General features: G+C 58.8%; 12 protein-coding genes and 2 pseudogenes. 7 read left to right on the forward strand and 7 right to left on the reverse strand.

Translation table 11 applies throughout. From position 1 onward, the window contains the following. Nucleotides 1-38: 38 nt before the first annotated feature. From RMO51_RS06920 to RMO51_RS06930, 3 genes are read right to left on the reverse strand one after another with little or no spacing between them, the layout of a single operon-like run. Nucleotides 39-245: an integrase core domain-containing protein gene (locus RMO51_RS06920; RefSeq protein ID WP_310393339.1), complete on the reverse strand. Its 207-nt coding sequence runs from the start codon at nucleotides 243-245 to the stop codon at nucleotides 39-41. Nucleotides 246-280: 35 nt separating this feature from the next. Beyond that, the gene (locus RMO51_RS06925; RefSeq protein ID WP_310393250.1) at nucleotides 281-427 is read right to left on the reverse strand and encodes a hypothetical protein; all 147 of its coding nucleotides are present in this window, start codon (nucleotides 425-427) and stop codon (nucleotides 281-283) included. 34 nt (nucleotides 428-461) lie between these two features. Further along, a complete protein-coding gene (locus tag RMO51_RS06930; RefSeq protein ID WP_310393251.1) occupies nucleotides 462-761 on the reverse strand; it encodes a hypothetical protein in 300 nt (99 codons plus the stop codon). Nucleotides 762-1,117: 356 nt separating this feature from the next. Between RMO51_RS06930 and RMO51_RS22575 the strand changes: the two are divergent. From RMO51_RS22575 to RMO51_RS06965, 7 genes and pseudogenes are all read left to right on the forward strand, one after another. Continuing rightward, nucleotides 1,118-1,219: pseudogene (locus RMO51_RS22575) on the forward strand (IS5/IS1182 family transposase); the annotation flags it as partial. A 138-nt stretch (nucleotides 1,220-1,357) separates the two neighbouring features. Then, nucleotides 1,358-4,612, forward strand: coding sequence for a SusC/RagA family TonB-linked outer membrane protein (locus RMO51_RS06940; RefSeq protein WP_310393256.1), 3,255 nt, complete (start codon nucleotides 1,358-1,360; stop codon nucleotides 4,610-4,612). A gap of 21 nt (nucleotides 4,613-4,633) precedes the next feature. Further along, nucleotides 4,634-6,418: a SusD/RagB family nutrient-binding outer membrane lipoprotein gene (locus RMO51_RS06945; protein ID WP_310393258.1), complete on the forward strand. Its 1,785-nt coding sequence runs from the start codon at nucleotides 4,634-4,636 to the stop codon at nucleotides 6,416-6,418. A 36-nt stretch (nucleotides 6,419-6,454) separates the two neighbouring features. Further along, a complete protein-coding gene (locus tag RMO51_RS06950) occupies nucleotides 6,455-7,132 on the forward strand; it encodes a hypothetical protein (protein WP_310393259.1) in 678 nt (225 codons plus the stop codon). A gap of 223 nt (nucleotides 7,133-7,355) precedes the next feature. Next, nucleotides 7,356-10,526: a SusC/RagA family TonB-linked outer membrane protein gene (locus tag RMO51_RS06955; protein WP_310393261.1), complete on the forward strand. Its 3,171-nt coding sequence runs from the start codon at nucleotides 7,356-7,358 to the stop codon at nucleotides 10,524-10,526. 22 nt (nucleotides 10,527-10,548) lie between these two features. Beyond that, nucleotides 10,549-12,051, forward strand: coding sequence for a SusD/RagB family nutrient-binding outer membrane lipoprotein (locus RMO51_RS06960; RefSeq protein WP_310393263.1), 1,503 nt, complete (start codon nucleotides 10,549-10,551; stop codon nucleotides 12,049-12,051). Nucleotides 12,052-12,114: 63 nt separating this feature from the next. Further along, a complete protein-coding gene (locus RMO51_RS06965) occupies nucleotides 12,115-12,606 on the forward strand; it encodes a hypothetical protein (RefSeq protein WP_310393264.1) in 492 nt (163 codons plus the stop codon). A gap of 127 nt (nucleotides 12,607-12,733) precedes the next feature. Here RMO51_RS06965 and RMO51_RS06970 read toward each other — a convergent pair. The 4 genes and pseudogenes from RMO51_RS06970 to lon form a co-directional block, all read right to left on the reverse strand. Continuing rightward, nucleotides 12,734-13,390, reverse strand: a pseudogene (locus RMO51_RS06970) (IS1595 family transposase). Between the two features lie 108 nt (nucleotides 13,391-13,498). Then, nucleotides 13,499-14,902: an ATP-dependent protease ATPase subunit HslU gene (hslU, locus tag RMO51_RS06975; RefSeq protein WP_310393265.1), complete on the reverse strand. Its 1,404-nt coding sequence runs from the start codon at nucleotides 14,900-14,902 to the stop codon at nucleotides 13,499-13,501. 54 nt (nucleotides 14,903-14,956) lie between these two features. Next, entirely contained in the window at nucleotides 14,957-16,093 is a 1,137-nt protein-coding gene (gene porQ, locus RMO51_RS06980; RefSeq protein WP_310393267.1) for a type IX secretion system protein PorQ, read from the reverse strand. 342 nt (nucleotides 16,094-16,435) lie between these two features. Beyond that, nucleotides 16,436-18,856, reverse strand: coding sequence for an endopeptidase La (lon, locus tag RMO51_RS06985; RefSeq protein ID WP_310393341.1), 2,421 nt, complete (start codon nucleotides 18,854-18,856; stop codon nucleotides 16,436-16,438). Between the last annotated feature and the right edge of the window lie 279 nt (nucleotides 18,857-19,135).

Genomic DNA, 19,135 nt, shown 5'->3' on the forward strand with positions numbered 1-19,135 from the left:
AGGACCTGGTGCAGGCGCAGGGTATTCTAATCGTTCATTCACTCGGTGAGTAGGTGGCGCACTTGGCGCAAGGTAGCAAAGAGGTAAGCATTGAGCACTTTGCGGCGGAAGGAGCCATTGAAGCGTTCCACGTAGGCGTTTTGGGTGGGTTTGCCCAGTTGAATCCAGTGCAGGACGATGACCTGGACCTCGCACCACTCGCCCAGAGCGGCGCTGATGAGTTCAGGACCGTTGTCGCAGCGCAGCCTTGGCCGGTTGCCCGTGCTGCTCGACTAGTGAGCTAGCAAACGCACCGCACCACGCCGGCCGCTGGCGGGGAGAAGCCCACTTCGATACCCAGCACTTGGCGGTTGAAATCATCGAGTACGTTGAGCGTGCGGAAGCGCCGGCCGTCGGTGAGCGTGTCGTAAAGTCCAGCGACCAGCACCCATTGGGCCGTGTGGGAGCATGCAAGGGCTCTTTCAATCGCTCGGGCGACCAGCGCTTTTGCGGCGTTTGCCCAGTTGCAGGCCAAAGGCCCGGTGGAGGCGCCACAGGCGTTTGTGGTTGACCATCACCCCGTTTTTGCGCAAGCGGTGGTATTTCCAGAACCCCCAGCCGGGATGACGCCCCACCAGTTCCTGCAACGCCTGCCGTACGGGCTCATTGGCCACGGCCTGCTTTTCTTTATTGCCCCCACCACCGTAGCTGCCGCGGGCCAGGCTCGCCATCTGGCAGGCGCGATGCTGGTTCAGCCTCTGCGCCACCAATTCGTGGGCCACTTGGCGACGGGCGGCAGGAGCCGTTGCTTTTTTCGCAACACCTCTTTGATGGCGTAGTTTTCCAGGCTCGGTTCGGCGCAGAGCCGCTTCAAGCGCTAGTTTTCGGCTTCCAGACGCTTCAACCGCATCAGCTCATTGACTTGCAAGCCCGCGTACTTGGTAGGTGTAAAACGTGGCCTCGCTGATGCCGTGCTCGCGCACAATGTGCGCCACGGTTTGCCCACTTTGCTGCTGAAAGGATGGCCACGATTTTTACTTCGCTGAATCGACTCTTTTTCATAAGGCTGAATTGAAGGTGAGAAAATTACGCCTTTCTCTACTTTCAATTGGCCTGCTTTCAGAGGAAGCTCACAGGCCGACTCAAGCAGTTCCGGCGCTTGGCCACACGCTATGACAAGACGGCCAGCAGCTTTTTGGGCATGCTCCATTTCATCTCCGCTTTGCTTTGGCTCTGCTAATTGTCCCAACAACCTAGCTTACTTTCAAGGGAAGCTTATAAGCTCTACTTATTTTTGACAAAAGCTGTATATTAGGCTTTTGCAAATCCTTGACCCCGTACAGCATCTGTCTTTTCTCACACCCACTTTGGCAACTAAATGAAAAAAACTTTACTATTGACCTTGCTTTTGATTGTGACGCTGGTCGGGCGGAGCTGGGCCCAGAGCCGTCCCATATCGGGCCGGGTGCTCGATAAAAGCACCAATGAGGGCTTACCGGGGGTAAGCGTCATTGTGAAAGGCACCACCACGGGCACGGCCACCGACGCCGACGGGCGCTTTGCCCTGAACGTGGCGGGCCCCAGCGCAATACTTCAATTCAAGTATCTGGGCTACGTCACGGCGGAGCAGGTGGTCGGCAGCTCGGCCACGGTGGACGTGGCGCTGGTGGTTGATGCCAAACAGCTGGACGAAGTAGTGGTGACCTCCCTGGGCATTCAGCGGGAGAAGCGCGCCCTGGGGTACGCCGTATCCGAAGTCAAGGCGGAGCAGGTGGTGCAGAAGTCGGAGCCGGACATCCTGCGCACGCTCTCAGGCAAGGTACCGGGCGTGAACATCACGAGTTCGAGCGGGGTGCCGGGCTCCTCGTCGCGCATCACCATCCGGGGCAACACTTCGCTGCTGGGTAACAACCAGCCGCTATTCATCGTGGACGGCATTCCGTACGACAACTCCCAGACCGAGTCGGAAAACCAGCTGGTGCGCGGCGCCGGCTACTCCAGCCGCACCGCCGACATCGACCCCAATAACATTGCCTCCATCAACGTGCTGAAGGGCGCGGCGGCCTCGGCCCTGTACGGAACCCGGGCGGCCGGCGGCGTCGTTGTGATTACGACCCGCACCGGCAGCGGCCAGCGCGGCGCCAAAGGGGTGCAGTTGGGCTACACCACGGGCTATTCGATTGAACAACTCGCGGGCCTGCCCAACTACCAGAACACCTACGGTACGGGGGCCAACTTTGGGAGCGGCGGCAACAACTACGCCACCAACGGGTCGTGGGGTCCGGCCTTTGGCAGCGACATTGCCCCGAGCCGGCTGCCCCACCCGCAGGCAGGTAACCCCAACTTGGGCCTTGCGGACTCAGCTACTATCCCATACAAAGCTTACCCGAACAACGTTAAGAACTACTTTGAGACCGGGCACTTATACGAGAATTCCGTGTCGCTGAACGGCACCGGAGACAATGCCACCTTCTCGGCCATCCTGTCGCGAGCCGACCAGACCGGCACCATTCCGAATTCTAAGTTTACCCGCAACAACATCAGCGCGGGGGGGTCGGGCCATTTCAACAAATTCACGGTGAGCGGGTCGGTGGGCTACTCCAACACCGCGCAACAGGGCCCGCAGCTGGGGGCTAACAACGCCTTCGGCAGTGCGTCGGCCTTTGCCCGCACCCTGTTCATCCCGCGCAACCTGGACCTACAGGGCCTGCCCTACATCGACCCCGTTACCCGTCAGCAGTACTTCGGCTGGCTCTCGGCCCAGGCCGACAACCCCCGCTGGAGCACCGAGAACAACCAGTATATTTCGCGGGTCGACCGCGTCACGGCCAGCACCAACTTCACCTACGCTTTCAAGGACTGGCTGTCGCTCAGCTACACTGGCGGGGTTAACACCTACACCGACAACCGCCGCACCACCGTGCGGCCCGGCTCGAACGGCTACGGCGGCGACGGCAACGTGCTGGAAGACAACATTCAGAACACCGAGCTGGACCAGACGCTGCTGCTCAACTTCAACAAGAACCTGACCGAGGACCTCAGCCTGCGGGCGTCGGTGGGCCAGAACATCAACCAGCGCCAACTGGATTTCCTGGCCTACGTCGGCCAAAAAATCATTGTGTTTGGCATCGACAACATCGAAAACACCACTGAAAAGAATACTAACGGCTACGCGTATTCCAAGCGCCGGCTCATGGGCCTGCTGGGCGAAGCCACCGTGGGGTACAAAGACTGGGCTTTCATCACGGGCACGGCCCGCAACGACTGGTCCTCGACGCTGAACCGGGACGGGCGAATTGGCGAGAGTGGCCGCTCGTTTTTTTACTCGGGCCTCAGCGGCTCGCTCATCGTCAACGAAGCCCTGGCGCTGGACCTGCCCTGGCTGTCGCTGGCCAAGGTGCGGGTGGCCTACGGGCGCGTCGGGCGCGATGCGGACCCCTACGTGGCCGGCCCCAACCGCTACAGCATCAACCCCGGATTCGGCAACCCCGGCCAAGGCATCGGCACCGAGTTTCCGTTCAACGGCACCACTGGGCTGAGCCAGCAAGGCGCCATCTACAACCCGGCCCTGACGCCCGAATTCACCACCGAGCTGGAAACGGGGACGGAGCTTTCGTTCTTCAAGAACCGCGTCACGCTTGGGGCTTCGTACTACCGCCGGCGCTCCACGGACCAGATTGCGCCCGTGGCGCTGGATGCCGCCACGGGCTTCGGTAACTACTACACCAACTTTGGGGAGATTTCCAACGAGGGCGTGGAAGTTGCCTTTACGGCGCTGCCAGTGCAAATCAAGGATTTCCAGTGGAGCAGCACGTTCAATTTCACCCACAATAAAAACAAAGTGGTGAGCCTGGCCGATGGTCTGCCCCAGCTAACGCTGAACGAAGGCAACAACTTCCTCGGCGGCGTCCAGGCCATTCTGAAGCCGGGCGAGGACTACGGCGTGATGTATGGAAGCACCGCCGCGCGCGACGACCAAGGCAACTACCTGGTGAACCCGGCCACGGGCTACCTCATCGAAGACGCCGTGAACCTGAAGGTCATCGGCAACCCCAATCCCCAGTTCCTGATGGGTTTCATCAACCAGTTCACTTACAAAGGCCTCAACCTGAACGTACTGGTGGACTACCGCAAGGGCGGTGACCTGTACTCCACCACCCTGCAGTCGTACCTGGGCCGGGGCGTGACCAAGGATACAGAGGACCGCAACCGGCTCGTCGTCATCAACGGCGTGCAGGGCGACCCCGCCACCCGGCAGGCGCTTACGAACGCCGATGGCGGGACCATTCCCAACAACACAGCCATTTCGCTCAACGACTACTACTTCAGCTCCGGCGCGGCGGGCCTGGGCAGCTTCGACGAGCAGGGCATCTACGACGCCACCACCGTGCGCCTGCGGGAAGTGTCGCTGGGCTACGACTTGCCCAAAGCACTGCTGGCCAAGACGCCCTTCGGCGTGGTCAACATCTCGATATCCGGCCGCAACCTGTACTGGTACTCGCCCAACATCCCCAAGCACACCAATTTCGACCCCGAGACCAGCACCTTCGGCTCGAGCAACCAGCAGGGTTTTGAATACACCAACGCCCCCAACAGCCGCCGCTACGGCGTAAACATGCGGGTAAACTTCTAACCGGCGTTGCCTCCCTTTACCATGAAAATACGTTCTATTTCCGTCGGGCTGGCCTTTACGGGCCTGTTGCTGGGAACTCCGGGGTGCAAAGACTTTTACGACGTCAACGTTGACCCCATCAGCCCGACCAAGGCGGAGCTGCAGCAACTGCTGCCGGTGACCCAAACGGCCATGTCAACTTACCTGGGCTTTAGCATTCAGGGCCTGGGGCAGGCTACTTCAGCGCTGATGCAGCAAATTTCCAACTCCCGCGGCATTGGCACTTACCAGCAGAACGGCGACTCGTTTGGCAACCAATGGAGTGGGCTGTACACGGACATGCTCGCCAACAACGAGCTGCTCATCACCCAGGGTACCACCGAACAGCGCTGGGGCTACGTGGGCATCGCCCAGTTGCAGAAGGCCTACGTCATCAGCCAGTTGGTGGACCTGTTTGGCGACGTTCCCTATTCGGAAGCCCTCAAAGGCGTCCAGAACCTGGCCCCTCGCTACGACCGAGACGCTGATATCTACAACGGCAACTCCGACCTGGGCATCCAAAGCTTGTTTCTGCTTATTGACGAAGGCATCCGCAACCTCGCCAAACCAAGCCCGGGAGCCCAAACCGGCGACCTGATTTACAACGGGGACCTGGCCAGCTGGGCCCGCTTCGGCCGCACGCTGAAGCTCAAGCTGTACGTGCAAATCCGCAAAACCCGCGCCGACGGCTTCCGCCCCCAAATCGACAGCCTCCTCACCGATGCCGGCGGCCTGCTTGAGCGGGACTTCGAGTTTGCATACGGGGAGTCGCAGGAGCCGGCCAACCGCCACATCGGCTACTTGGCGGACTATGCCAACCCCGGGCGCGAAAACACCATCGGCCGCTTCCTCTACCTGCTGATGAAGTACGGCCAGGGCACCAACGCCGCCACCCCGGTGGCCGTGCGCCCGCTCCCCAGTCCTTTATTCCCCTACACCGACCCCCGGGTTCCGTACTATTTCTTCAACCAGCAAACGGACCCGACCGTCAACCGGGCTGCGTTCGACTACCAGGACCCCAACGACGGCCGCTTCGTGACCACCCGCCAGGGCAGCACCGGCCCGGCCAACGCCAGCGCACTGTCGGCCAGCACCCGCACCCTGCCCGGCCTCTACCCCACTGGGGGCCGCTACGACGACGGCCGCGGCGGCGTTGCCAACACCACCTTCGGCCGGGGCGTAGTGGCCCAGCGCCTGCTGCCCTTCTTCAGCCGCAAGTTCCTCGAAGCCGAAGCGCAGCTAATGGTCCGCAACGACCGGGCAGCGGCGCGCACGGCACTAGAAGCCGCTTTACGTGCTTCGTTTGACAAAGTCAACGCCATTGCCCAAGCCGAAGGCGCCTCCCCTTCCCCCATAACCGGCACGGCGTATCCCACGCAAATCCCCACTGGCGCGCGGGCTTTGGGGCCCATCCCGGCGGCCGAAACCAATGCTTACGTTGCGGCCGCCCTGGCTCGTTTCGATGGCATGCTCAGCGGTGGGCCCGCCAAGACCCCGCTTCAGGTCATCATGGAGGAGAAATACGTCGCCAGCTTCGGCATGGGCCCCGACCTCTACACCGACTGGCGCCGGACGGGCTTTCCCATCCTCACGGTACCCGACAACAATAACATCGGCAACAACGCCGGGCTCGTGGAAGACAACGACCCCATTACCCGCGGCGCGGGGCTCTTTCCCCGGCGCTTGTTTTACTCGCAAGGTTCCCTCACCGCCAACCCCAACCCGGCGGCGCCCAAAGCCCAGGTGGACCCCAGCGAAGCCAACTACCGCATTTTCTGGGATCAATAGCCCCCTTTTCCCTTCTGATTTTGTATCTTCAGTCCCATGAAAAAAATTCTATTCGGGGCACTGCTTGCGGTGGCAACGGGCTCGCTCAGCTCGTGCGAGGAAAATAGCAAGAACCCGGCCCCGGAGTTCACCAGCGTACCGTTGATTTTCGCAAAAGTTAGCTCAGACGTTGAAAAGAGCTATTTTAACACCACGCGGGCCGCCGCCAGCATCAACAACCTGCCCAATACACCAGACGTGACGCCCGCCGACCCGCGCAAAGGCCAGCGGCCGGTGTTCGAGTTCACGTTTGACGTGCCGGACCAGCGCGATGTACGGATACAGGCAGTGGAGGTGTACAAAAGCTTCCAGCGCGACATCCGCATCGGGCCCCGCGTGCTGGTGGGCTCCTATGATTCATTTCCCGCTACCGTGTCATTGAACAGCCAGGAAGCACTTACGGGCTTGCAGCAGCTTTTTTTTAGCGGGCCCAGCGCCACACTGCCCACCCTGCGCAACCTGCTGGGCGCCACGCCCAACGCCCGTAATGAGGTCATCACCGGCGACGTTATTGTGTTTACTTTTGAATACGTCCTGGAGGATGGCTCCAGGATTATCCTGACCCCCCTCTCCGATGTTAGACTGGCCGGGAACGCAACCCCGGCTAAGGTAATCTCAGGCACCCAAATCAACCCGCCTTACGCGCTGTACGCCAGGTTTTTTGTGTTGCCATAGGATGAACCAGGGAGATATTGAATACGCTTTATACTATCATCTATATTGTATCTGAGCAATAGCTATCGGATAATAGTCACGATTTATTTTAGTTCTTTTTCTAACTATAATTGACGATATCTAACCGAAATACCTTATTTTTGGCAGCCTGCAGTTTCACCCTTGGTAATTCACCACTCCTCGCCACCACTCAAGTCATATCTTCAACTTTAATTTTTCCCAGATGAAAAAAATCTTACTCATGGGCCTGGCGCTCATGTTTACCCTTCTCCATGGGGCGCTGGCACAAACGCGCAGCATCTCCGGGCGGGTTACCGATAGGACGACAAATGAAGGGTTGCCCGGCGTGACGGTGCTGGTGAAAGGCACTTCTAATGGTGCCTCGACAAACTCGGACGGCGGCTTTACCCTTGACATACCTGAAGCGGGCGGTACTCTCGTTTTCAGCTCGGTAGGCTACGTGAACCAAGAACGCCCCATCGGTACAGAAAGCGTTTTTACCATTGCTTTAGTGACCGACATCAAGGAACTCAGCGAAGTGGTGGTAACGGCTTTAGGCCGCTCGGAAGAAAAAAAGGCACTTGGTTTCTCAGTTTCTGAGGTTAAAGCTCAAGAACTGACCCAGGCACGTTCGACAAATATCTCTAACTCATTAACTGCCAAGGTAGCTGGAGTGCGAGTGCAAGGGTCCAGCGGAATGGTTGGGGCCTCGTCTAACATTTTCATTCGGGGCCTAACGACGTTCACGGGCAGCAACCAGCCCTTGTTCGTAGTGGACGGCATCCCGATTGATAACGGTGGTGGCACCAATAATCTGCAGAACGGCGTTTCCAATTCGAACCGTGCCATAGACATCAACCAAGATGATGTGGAAAGCGTGTCGATTTTGAAAGGGCCAGCTGCTGCCGTACTCTACGGTTCGCGGGCCGCTTCGGGCGCCATTCTCATCACCACTAAAAAAGGTGCCACCCTTGGCACCAAGAAGCAGAGCGTATCGGTGCTCTCCAACTACAACATCGTCAAAGTCGGTCGTCTGCCCGATTACCAGAACACCTACGGTCAGGGTAACTTGGGGAATTTTGACCGAATCACTAATAGTTCGTGGGGTCCTCGGGTAACAGGACAAACTGTTCAAAACTTCCGGGGCGAGGACGAAGTACTAACTATTCAGCCTGATAATGTGAAGGATATTTTTAAGACGGGGTCTAACTTCCAGAACAACGTCTCCTTGTCGGGCGCCACTGATAAGACGCGCTACTACGCTGCTTATGGCAATTTGCACGAGGTAGGCATATTGGACAACAACGATTTAAAGCGCAACAACCTTACGTTCAACGGTAATGCTCAGCTCACCAATAAGCTGCGGTCAAGCGTAAACCTTATATATAGCAACAACGCATCTAAGCGAACCTCACAGGGCAACGTACAAACCAATCCTTTCTTTCGGTCGTGGTTCCTACCTCGTACCTACAATGTAAAGAGCTATCCCTTCGAGCAGGCTAACGGTGGACAGCAGGGGGCGGCGATAGCGACCACCTTTACGCCGAACAACACGTGGTACAGCAACGATGACAACCCACTATGGAGCATCAAGTACAATACGTACAACGACGAAATTAACCGCATTGTGGGCAACGTCAGTGTCGGATACGACATCGCCGACTGGCTTGCGGTTGACTACAAAATCGGTACTGATACCTATAACCAGGCCATTAAGTCGGTCAATGCCCGCGACAGCCGCGGGGTGAGCATTGCGAATGGTGCCGGTGGCGCCATTGGCAACATCCTCGACCAGTCGTTCACCCGCGTTGAAAACAGCTCTTACCTCAATATTACAGCTCGCCGCAACATTACGGAAGATTTCGGCCTGCGCTTGCTGCTAGGTAATGAAATCAACCAACGCGCATCTAATGACGTTGGCATCGTTGGCAGTGACATTCAGGTGCGTAACTTCGACAACATTACCAATACTAAAACTTTCTTACCCTTCGGCAACCGCACCAAACGCCGCTTGATTGGTTTTTATGGTGACCTGCAGATGTCGTTTCGCGAGTTTGCATACTTAACTGTTTCGGGCCGCAACGACTACTCCTCGACGTTTAGCCGGGACAAGCGCAGTTACTTCTACCCTGGCGCTTCAGCCAGCGTGGTACTAAGTGAGGCTTTCCCAACAATTAAGCAGAGTAATGTAGTTAATTTGATTAAGTTACGAGCCGCTGTTGCTCAGGTAGGTCGGGAAGCACCAATATACGCTACCGATTCCTACTTTGCTCCAACCAACAATCCCGCCGATGGATCCGGCCCGCAAATAACGTTCCCCTTCCGCGGGCAGTTAGGGCAGTCGCTAGACGACTTGGCCGGAAATGCTGACCTTGGCCCTGAATTCACCACCAGCTACGAAGCCGGAGCAGACCTGAGCTTTTTTGGTGGCCGCGTGGCCTTGGAGGCCACTTATTACCAGCAGAAAAGTCGTGACATTATTTTCCCGGTCCCAGTGGCAGCTGGCTCTGGCTTTGTCACCCGCTACCTGAACATTGGTCAATCGGAAGCCAAAGGTTTTGAATTCTTAGTAAATACTATCCCACTCAAATTAGGTGACTTTACTTACAGCAACTCATTCAACTTCTCGCGAGTGCGCAATAAGGTGCTGGAACTCGCTCCGGGCGTAACCCAAATCACACTGGGCGGGTTCGTGACGCCCAGCACTCGTTTGATTGCTGGCCAACCTTACGGCGTCATTTTTGGCAGTGTGTTTCAGCGCGAAAACGTGGACGAGAGCGGTCGGCCACAGGGCCGTTTACTGCTAACGCCCCAAGGCCGTGCGCAGTTAGCTGCTGATAACCAGATTGTGGGCGACCCCAATCCAAAGTGGACTGGCGGTATTTCAAATAATTTTGCTTTCAAGGGATTGACCTTGAGTACTCTGCTCGATATCCGCTACGGCGGCGACATCATCTCGCGTAACGTGAGCGACCTACGTCGCCAGGGGGCAGCTGAGGAAACCGGCAATCGCGACCAGACCTACATCATCGACGGCGTGATACGCCAGCCCGATGGTTCGGTAACCCCCAATAACGTGCAGATTACCGCCGAGAATTACTATGACGACCTGTATGGTTTTGGCAGAGCCGAACTCGTAGTTTTCGACGCTTCGTGGCTGCGTCTGCGGGAGGTTTCACTGACGTATGCGCTACCCAAAACGCTGACCGACAAAACCTTCCTTGGCGGCGTAGAGTTCGGCTTGAACGCCCGCAACTTGTTTCTGTACGCCCCGAATGTGCCGCACATCGACCCAGAGGTGAACGCCCAGGGCCAAAGCAACTCGCAGGGCCTAGAGTTCAACGCTTTGCCTCAGTCGCGCACCTATGGTGGCTCTCTCCGGCTTACTTTCTAACTTTTGCTCCTTTTATTTCGTCATGAGAGTACTTACCTTAACCAAATCGGTCGCGCTGGCAGCAAGTTTCATTGCGCTGAATTCTTGCGACAATTTTTTGGATGTCAACGTCAATCCCAACGTGGCACTGACGGCTCCCCCAGCCAACGCGCTGATAGCCGGTGAGACGCATTTGGGATTTCTAATGGGGTCCGACCTGCACCGTTATACCTCACTCATCGCGCAGCAATTTTCTGGCCAGGGCGGCTCGGGAGCGCAACCGGCCGAATACGACCGCTACAACATCACCGCCACTGATCTGAATAACGCCTGGCGTACCGGCATCTACGGTGGCGCCCAAGCTGACCTGCAAAAACTAGTTGAGCTAACACAAAGCACCAGCCCGCACTATGCGGGTGTAGCCAAAATCATGCAGGGCTTTCTGTACTCGGTGACGGCCGATGCGTTCGGCGATATCCCTTTCAAAGACGCCGTCAAGTTTGCCGATAATCTACAGCCTGTTTACGACCCGTCAGCAGAGGTATACAGCGGGGTCATCACCCTGATAAACTCTGGTATTGAGGACCTCAAAGCAACGTCAGCTTTCAGCCCCAGTGCGGACGACCTCATCTACGGAGGAGACCTGAAAAAGTGGGAGCGGTTTGCGAATACGCTCAAGTTGCGGCTGTATTTGCACTCCTTCCCTTTGTTATCGCAAACCAGCAATGCCGAATTTGCTACCCTTTTGGCGGCAGGTAATGTAATGAACAGCAACGCTGACAACTTCCAGTTGGTGTTTGAAGCGAACGCAAACAAAAATAACCCTATCGATCAATTCGAGAAGGCCCGGGTAAATCAGTTTTTCCCCAGTGCGACGTTAGTCAATTTGATGAATGCGAAAGCGGACCCCCGTCGCGCAAGCTATTTCACTGTAGCGCCGAATCCACCGGCGCCGGCGCCGCCGCTGCCCGCCAATACTTACATTGGCGCGGTTAATGGCACCGGTGTGATTGGTGCTCCCAATACGAATTTCTCGCGCATGTCTACTTACCTGCGTGGTACACGCACCGGTACCACAGTTCAGGCATACGAAGGGGCGGCGCCTATTCGTATGCTGACTTTTGCGGAGCATAATTTTATCTTGGCAGAGTACTATGCTCGCATTGGTAATTTGGCCAGCGCCCAGATATCGTTCAATGCCGGCATCACGGCTTCAATGACTATGGCTGGAATTGAGACTTCTACCACTCCAACCATGTCGGCAGGTGCTGTATATATCGCTTCACGTCCCGTATTAACAACTCTTACTGCCGTTCGGCAAATTATTGAGGAGAAGTTCGTTGCTAACTTCGGCGTGGCAGTGGAACCCTGGACGGATTATAGACGCACTAATTTTCCGGTACTCCCCGTGCCAGTTGGGGCTCTGCAACCCAGTATCCTGCGTATTTTGCCCTATCCTGACTTAGAGCGGGTGGCTAACCCGGCCAATACGCCGGCCCGGCCCAGCCTCACGGCAAGCAGTGTATTTTGGGACCCAGGCATGTAAGTAGTTCATTTGTCAGCGGGCCGTTTTCAGCGGCTCGTTGCCTCATCCTCTCAATTATTAATCATGAATAAAATATTTCACCCCCTGCTGCTACTCTCACTAGTTGCGGCTAGCTTAGTAGGCTGCGAGAAAGACGAACCAAATTTTAACGTTGCCCCGAAATCGCAAATCGTTTTTGACGATAACATTGACAAGACTGGGGCCGAATATCAAAGAACCGGAACTTTGAACCTTAAGATTGCGGTGAGTGGCGCCGCAACTCAGGTGCGAATTGAAAGCCGCTATTCCGTGGTAACGCCAGGAGTGTTAACGCCTAAAAGTTTTGAAGTGGGCGTTTTTCCTGTGACAGATGGCGTGGCAAGCATTAGTATTCCTACCACGAGCATACGCGCAGCAACTGACGGCCCAGCTGTCGGGGCTGGTGCCACCCCTGCAGGGTCTTTGAATCCTGACGAAAATACCAGACCTAATAACACTTACACACTGGTGGTTGATGCAATCACTCCAAGTGCAGAATCAGAGCGCAGATTCTTTGCCGCCGTTATTCTTCGATAGGTGGGTACCGGCCCCAACAAAAAAAAGGCTCCAATTGGGGCCTTTTTTTGTTGGGGCCGGTACCCGTCACGGCAGTGAATTTGGTTGCTAGCGCCTTTAAAACAAGGGGCCCAGGAAGCAAACTCGGTCAGAGAGGCAGTTGACAAAATAATTTAAGAAGCCATTTATAAAGGCCTTCGTAGCGATGCTTAAAGCGGAATTCGGACTCTTTCAAATGCAGCAAAAAGGTGTGCCTGGGCACGCCCTTGAACTACTGGAGGCGGGCCTTGGAAGGACCCGATACCGTTGATATGTGGGGCCCAAAGGTAAACTCGTCCCGGCCGTAACGAACGCGAAAATGATGGTTGAAGCCCACGCACACCAGCCCATCGTACCCGCGCCAGCCGTCGGTGCTGAACATGGCCGCGACGTCGATTTTACCCCGAATCACACCCTGTGAGGTTATTTTAGAACAGTCGGGAACAATTTCGGTGTACACCTGCCCACCGCATTTGAACAGGCCGAAGACAATGAATGGTTTTGCCGCCCGCGCCCCGTTTGCTGCGCACCCGCCGCGGGCCAAAATAGCTTTCGTCGAGTTCGACGGCCCCGCCCAACTCCGCCGGCACTAGGTCTGCAACCAGCCGCGAGAACGCAGGTACAACGCGTTGACGGCGCGCACGCTCGGGCCACTGAGCTAAGCCGTGTCCAAAGCCGTCACATCCAAAAAAAACAGGCGCAATACGCAGCGAAATTTAACCTCAGAAATTTTGCTGCGCTTATAGTAATAATTAGATATTTGCATAATAGGAAGTTATGCAGCTACTTCTTGATTCTTTCTTCCTAATTCCCTAATTTAATATCACAAAGAAGCCCCAGCCAATTGGCTGGGGCTTCTTTGTGGCCTGCTCAGTTACAAAATATACTGGCTCAAGTCTCGGTTTTTTACCATGCTGGCCAGGCGCTCGTCGACCAAGCCGGCGGTGATGAGGACGCGAGCGTGAGCGCCAATCTTGTCCGGCACGTCGTAGAGGATGTCGTTGAGCAGGCGGCTCATGACGGTATGGAGGCGGCGGGCGCCGATGTTTTCGACTTCGGCGTTGACTTCGGACGCAATTTCGGCCACGCGCTCTAGGGCGGCGTCCTCGAAGGTTAATTCGACTTCTTCGGCTTTGAGCAGGGCTTCGTACTGCTTGGTGAGGGCGTTTTTGGGGTCTTTGAGGATGCGGAAGAAGTCTTCCTTGGTCAGGCTTTGGAGCTCGACGCGGATGGGGAAGCGGCCCTGCAGTTCAGGGATGAGGTCGCTGGGCTTGCTGACGTGGAAGGCCCCGGCGGCGATGAACAGGATGTGGTCGGTATTGACGGTGCCGTACTTGGTGCTCACGGCCGAGCCTTCGACGATGGGCAGCAGGTCGCGCTGCACGCCCTGGCGGCTCACGTCGGGGCCGCTGGACTTGCTGCCGCCGCTGCTGGCCACCTTGTCGATTTCGTCGATGAAGATGATGCCGGCGTTTTCGGCCTGGCGCACGGCTTCCTCCTTCACCTCGTCGAGGTCGATGAGCTTGGCGGCTTCTTCGTCGAGGAGGAGCTTGCGGGCTTCGGCCACGGTGACCTTGCGCTTGCGGGTTTTCTTGGGCATCATGTTGCCCAGCATGTCCTGCAGGCCCGAGAGGGTGCTTTCGTCCATGCCGGGAGGGGCGCCCATGAGGCCCACGCTGGGGGCGGCCTGCGCTATTTGGATGTCGATGCGGCGGTCTTCCAGCTCGCCGTTTTTGATTTTTTGGCGGAACCGCTCGCGGGTGCGCTCGTTCAGCTCGGCGTCGGACTGCGGCAGGTCGTCCTCCCCGGCCCCACTGCCGCCGAAGCCCACGCCGGTTTTGGCGCCGGCGGGCCGGGACACGGCGGGGATGAGGGCGTCGAGGATGAGCTCTTCCACGGCCTCGGCGGCCTGGGCTTTGACGGCTTCCTGGCGGCGGGCCTTCACGCGGTTGAAGGACTGCTCGGCGAGGTCGCGCACCATGCTTTCCACGTCGCGGCCCACGTAGCCGACCTCGGTGAACTTGCTGGCTTCCACTTTTACGAAGGGCGCGTCGGCGAGGTGGGCGAGGCGGCGGGCAATTTCGGTTTTGCCCACGCCGGTGGCCCCAATCATGAGGATGTTATTGGGCACGATTTCGGCCTGCATGTCGGCCGGGGCGTGCAGGCGGCGCCAGCGGTTGCGCAGGGCAATGGCCACGTGGCGCTTGGCCTCGTGCTGGCCGATGATGTACTTATCGAGTTCGGCCACGATTTGGGCCGGGGTCAGGAAATTCTGCATGTGAACTGTTTCGCGAGAAGAGGCGGGTCGAAAACAAACGCCCGCCGCACGGTATCAGGAACCGGCTTTGCGGTACTTTGTCTTCGCGCCATCGGGCTTTGGCGCGGCGGGAGGGCCCGGGGTGCTGTCGCGGTCGTTTTTCTTAAACAACGAATCGAGGCTGCGGGAAATGGTGAAGTACTCACTGGAACCGGCCGCCTGCAGCGTGGCGTGGGTATAATCGAGTTGAAAGCTGCTGATTTTGAGCATCGCGCCAAAGCTGAGACCGGCGCTGCCGCTGGTATTGTCGAGGCGCAGCTCGCGGCGCTGCAAGTGGTTGTAGCCCACGCGGAAGTTCAGGTTTTTGCTGAGCACGAGGGCGGCGCTGGCAGTGAAGTGCCGGGCTAGGTTGTCGCCAAAGCTTTTGGTGGGCTTTTTTTCCACGCCGTTGGCATCGGGCTGGCCGCGCTGGTTGGGGTCGAGATACTCGATATCCCAGCGCTGCAGGTGATGGGCGGTGAGCGAGAACCGCAGCGGCATGTGCTCGGGCTTGACGGTGGCGCCCACCTGCACGTCGAGCGGCAGAGGCCCGCGCTCGGTGCTGGGGTAGGGCGCGAACTGGTAGCCCACGTTTTTGGCCGCCAGACCCACCGTCAGCTCCTGGGTGGGGTGCTGGTACACCACCCCGGCGTCGGCCACGCCCGCCAGCGAGCGGCTGCCGTCGATGCTCGACACGGCCAGCTTGGTGGTGGCCCCGAAGGTGAATTTGCCCTTGGTGTACGAGTCCGATACGCCCACGGTGTACTCGTTCACGCCGAACGTGCCCAGGCTGTTGCCCGCCGGGTCGTAGCTCTCAAAGTTGCCGTAGTTGAGGTAGGTGACGCCCACCCCGAAGCGGCCCAGTTTCTCGGTGTTGAAGACGTAAGCGGCGGTGCTCTGCTTGATGTCGGCCAGGTAGGCCACGTAGCTCAGGGCCAAGCGGCCGTCCATCTCGGGGTTGAGCAGGGCCGGGTTGCCGAAGAGCATGGTCGGGTCGTCGTTGCGGGCCGAGACGTTCATACCGCCCAGGGCCGCCAGCTGGGCGCTGGGCGGCAGGTCCAGAAACGGCAGCACCGTGCGGCCCCCAAGCTGCTGCGCGGCAGCGGGCCGCAGCCCCATTAGCCCCAATAACAAGCCAAAACTGGCCACCTGGTACGCGGAAAACTGCTTCATAGGTCTAAGATAAGGGAGAACCCCAGGCTCCTGCCGCCCCTAACGCAACCGTGGGGCCGGAAAGTACCCCGGCACAGGTAAAAACACCCACCGAAGGTGTTTTTGCTGCTTCGCGGCGACCTGTTGGGGCCACCGAAGCAGCAAAAGGTGCTGCCGCGAGACCTTTTACAGCTTCCCTACAACCAAAAGGTCCTGCGCTGGCACCTTTTACACCCGTCGTCGCCGCAAAAGGTCCTTCCGTGGCACCTTTTGCTGCTTCGGTGGGAGTATTTAATGGGTCAGACCCATTAAATAGTAGGTCAGACCCATTAAATACTCCCGCCGACCCAGTAAAAGGTGCCTTCACTGCACCTCCACGCTGGGGCCGGCCACGGGCATGGGCTCATCGCGCACGGGCAGCTTCTGCGGGCGGGGCACCAGCTCGTCGAGCAGGGCCACGCGCAGCACGTCGTCCACGCGGTCGGCGTAGTGAATGGTGAGGCCTTTGAGGTAATCCTCCTGGATTTCCTCGATGTCCTTGCGGTTTTTGGGACAGAGAATGATGTCCTTCATGCCGGCGCGGCGGGCGGCCAGCAGCTTCTCCTTGATGCCGCCCACCGGCAACACTTTGCCACGCAACGTGATTTCGCCGGTCATGGCCAGCTTGGCCCGCACCCGGCGCTGGGTGAAGGCCGAGGCCATGCTAGTGAAGATGGCAATGCCCGCGCTGGGCCCGTCCTTGGGCACGGCGCCCTCGGGGAAGTGAATGTGCAGGTCGTATTGCTCGAACAGGCGGTAGTCAATGCCGATTTCGTCGGCCCGGCTGCGCAGGTAGCTCAGGGCCGTGATGGCCGACTCTTTCATCACGTCGCCGAGCTGACCGCTCAGCGTGAGCTTGCCCCGGCCGCGGCTCAGCAGGCTTTCCACGAACAGGATGTCGCCGCCCACGCTGGTCCAGGCCAGGCCCGTCACCACGCCGGCGGTGTCGTTGTCCTGGTACTGGTCGCGGTCGAAAATGGCCCCGCCGAGAATTTTGCGGATTTCGGCCGGCTCCATCACGGCGGGCAGGGGCTCCTTGCCGGCCTTGCGGCGGGCCAGGTTGCGGGTCACGGCGGCCAGCTTGCGTTCGAGGCCGCGCACGCCGCTTTCGCGGGTGTAGTCGTCGGCCACGCGGTGCAGGGCGGCGTCGGTAATCTTCACCTCGGTGGCGCCCAGGCCGTGCTCCTTGAGCTGCTTGGGCCAGAGGTGCTTGCGGGCAATCTGCACTTTTTCCTCCTGGGTGTAGCCGGTCAAATCGATGATTTCCATGCGGTCGCGCAGGGCGGGCTGGATGGTGTCGAGCGAGTTGGCCGTAGCGATAAAGAGGACCTTGCTCAGGTCGTACTCCACTTCCAGGTAGTTGTCGGTGAAGGTGGCGTTCTGCTCGGGGTCCAGCACTTCGAGCAGGGCCGAGCTGGGGTCGCCGCGGAAGTCGCTGCTCACCTTGTCAATCTCGTCGAGGATGATGACCGGGTTCGAGCTGCCCGCCTTTTTAATCTGGGCAATAATGCGGCCGGGCATGGCCCCCACGTAAGTTTTGCGGTGCCCGCGAATCTCGGCTTCGTCGCGCACGCCACCCAGGCTCATGCGGATGTACTTGCGGCCCATGGCGGCGGCAATGCTGCGGCCCAGGCTGGTTTTGCCCACGCCGGGCGGCCCGTACAGGCACAGGATGGGCGCCTTCAAATCCTGTTTCAGCTTGAGCACGGCGATGTACTCCAGGATGCGCTCCTTCACTTTTTCGAGGCCAAAATGGTCGGCGTCGAGGATTTTCTTGGTCTGCTTGAGGTTGAATTTGTCCTTGGTGTACTCGCCCCAGGGCAGGTCGAGCAGGAACTCGACGTAGTTCATGCTCACCGAGTAGTCGGGTGCCATGGAGTTGGTGCGGGCCAGCTTCTCCATCTCCTTTTTGAAGTGGAGGGCCACGGCCTCGGGCCACTTCTTGGTTTCGGCGCGGGCGCGCAGGCGGTGCACGTCCTCGTCGGGGCCTTCCTGGCCCAGCTCGTCTTGGAGAGTTTTGAGCTGTTGGCGAAGAAAATACTCGCGCTGCTGGGCGTCGATGCCGGTGTGGGTTTTCGAGCGGATATCCTGCTTGATTTCGAGCAGCTCAGCCTGGCTGAGCAGGGCTTCGAGCAGTTGGCGGGCCTGCTGCTCGGGGTCGGCCAGCTCCAGGAGCTTCTGCTTGGCGGGCAAGTCGAGCTGCACGTTGGACGACAGAAAGTGCGTGAGGAAGGCCGGCGACTGAATGCCGTCGAGCATGGCCCGGGCCTCCATCGGAATCTCGGGGGTCAGCTCCAACACCTTGGTGGCCGCCTCGCGCAAGGCCTGCAGCAGGCCAAACTCCCCCGGGATTTCGGGGTTCAGCGCCACCTCGGCGAAGTAGCTGACCCGCGCGATGAGCGGCGCGAAGGAAAGCTGCTCCTCCACGGTGAAGCGCGCCTGGCCTTGCAGGATGATGGTAATCTGGCCATCGGGCTGCTCCAGCAGCTTGAGGATGCGGGCGAGCGTGCCCACGGCGTGCAGCTCGTCGGTGGCGGGCTCGTCGGCGTCGGGGTTGAGTTGGGCCACCACGCCCAGCAGCTTGTCGGCGGCGTAGGCCTTGCGCACCAGCTTCACGCTTTTTTTGCGAGTGACCGTGACGGGCAGCACCACGCCGGGAAACAAGACCGTGTTGCGCACGGGCAGCAGCGGCAGCGTGGGCGGGGCGTCGTCGCCGCGCAACAAATGGTCGGGGTCGGCGGCCATGATGGCAATGGCTTCGGGTTGGGAATTAGACTCGCTCAGCCTCCAGAACGGGGACGCGGCGGTAGAGAAAACGGGTGCCAGACGCATGGACGGGGGTAAAGCCAAAAGCAACGGCGGCGGGTGCCAGATTGGCAGCCCGCCGCCTTGTGAAGCGGGAAGTACAAGGTACGGCTTCCCGGCGCGTTTGCGCGTCAAGGGCCGTGCCAGGGGGGCCGAACCGCCAAAGCGGCGCACCCAGGGCCGGGGCGGGACCGGGCGCCCGCGCAAATCCCTAATTTC

The sequence above is a fragment of the Hymenobacter sp. genome, assembly GCF_031398885.1.
GTDB lineage: Bacteria > Bacteroidota > Bacteroidia > Cytophagales > Hymenobacteraceae > Hymenobacter.

What these genes read in the sequence shown, in the direction of transcription:
- RMO51_RS06960 (WP_310393263.1), top strand. Translation starts at nt 10,549, where the DNA reads ATGAGAGTACTTACCTTAACCAAATCGGTCGCGCTGGCAGCAAGTTTC.
- RMO51_RS06955 (WP_310393261.1), top strand. Translation starts at nt 7,356, where the DNA reads ATGAAAAAAATCTTACTCATGGGCCTGGCGCTCATGTTTACCCTTCTC.
- porQ (WP_310393267.1), bottom strand. Translation starts at nt 16,093, where the DNA reads ATGAAGCAGTTTTCCGCGTACCAGGTGGCCAGTTTTGGCTTGTTATTG.
- RMO51_RS06940 (WP_310393256.1), top strand. Translation starts at nt 1,358, where the DNA reads ATGAAAAAAACTTTACTATTGACCTTGCTTTTGATTGTGACGCTGGTC.
- RMO51_RS06965 (WP_310393264.1), top strand. Translation starts at nt 12,115, where the DNA reads ATGAATAAAATATTTCACCCCCTGCTGCTACTCTCACTAGTTGCGGCT.
- RMO51_RS06945 (WP_310393258.1), top strand. Translation starts at nt 4,634, where the DNA reads ATGAAAATACGTTCTATTTCCGTCGGGCTGGCCTTTACGGGCCTGTTG.
- lon (WP_310393341.1), bottom strand. Translation starts at nt 18,856, where the DNA reads ATGGCCGCCGACCCCGACCATTTGTTGCGCGGCGACGACGCCCCGCCC.
- hslU (WP_310393265.1), bottom strand. Translation starts at nt 14,902, where the DNA reads ATGCAGAATTTCCTGACCCCGGCCCAAATCGTGGCCGAACTCGATAAG.
- RMO51_RS06950 (WP_310393259.1), top strand. Translation starts at nt 6,455, where the DNA reads ATGAAAAAAATTCTATTCGGGGCACTGCTTGCGGTGGCAACGGGCTCG.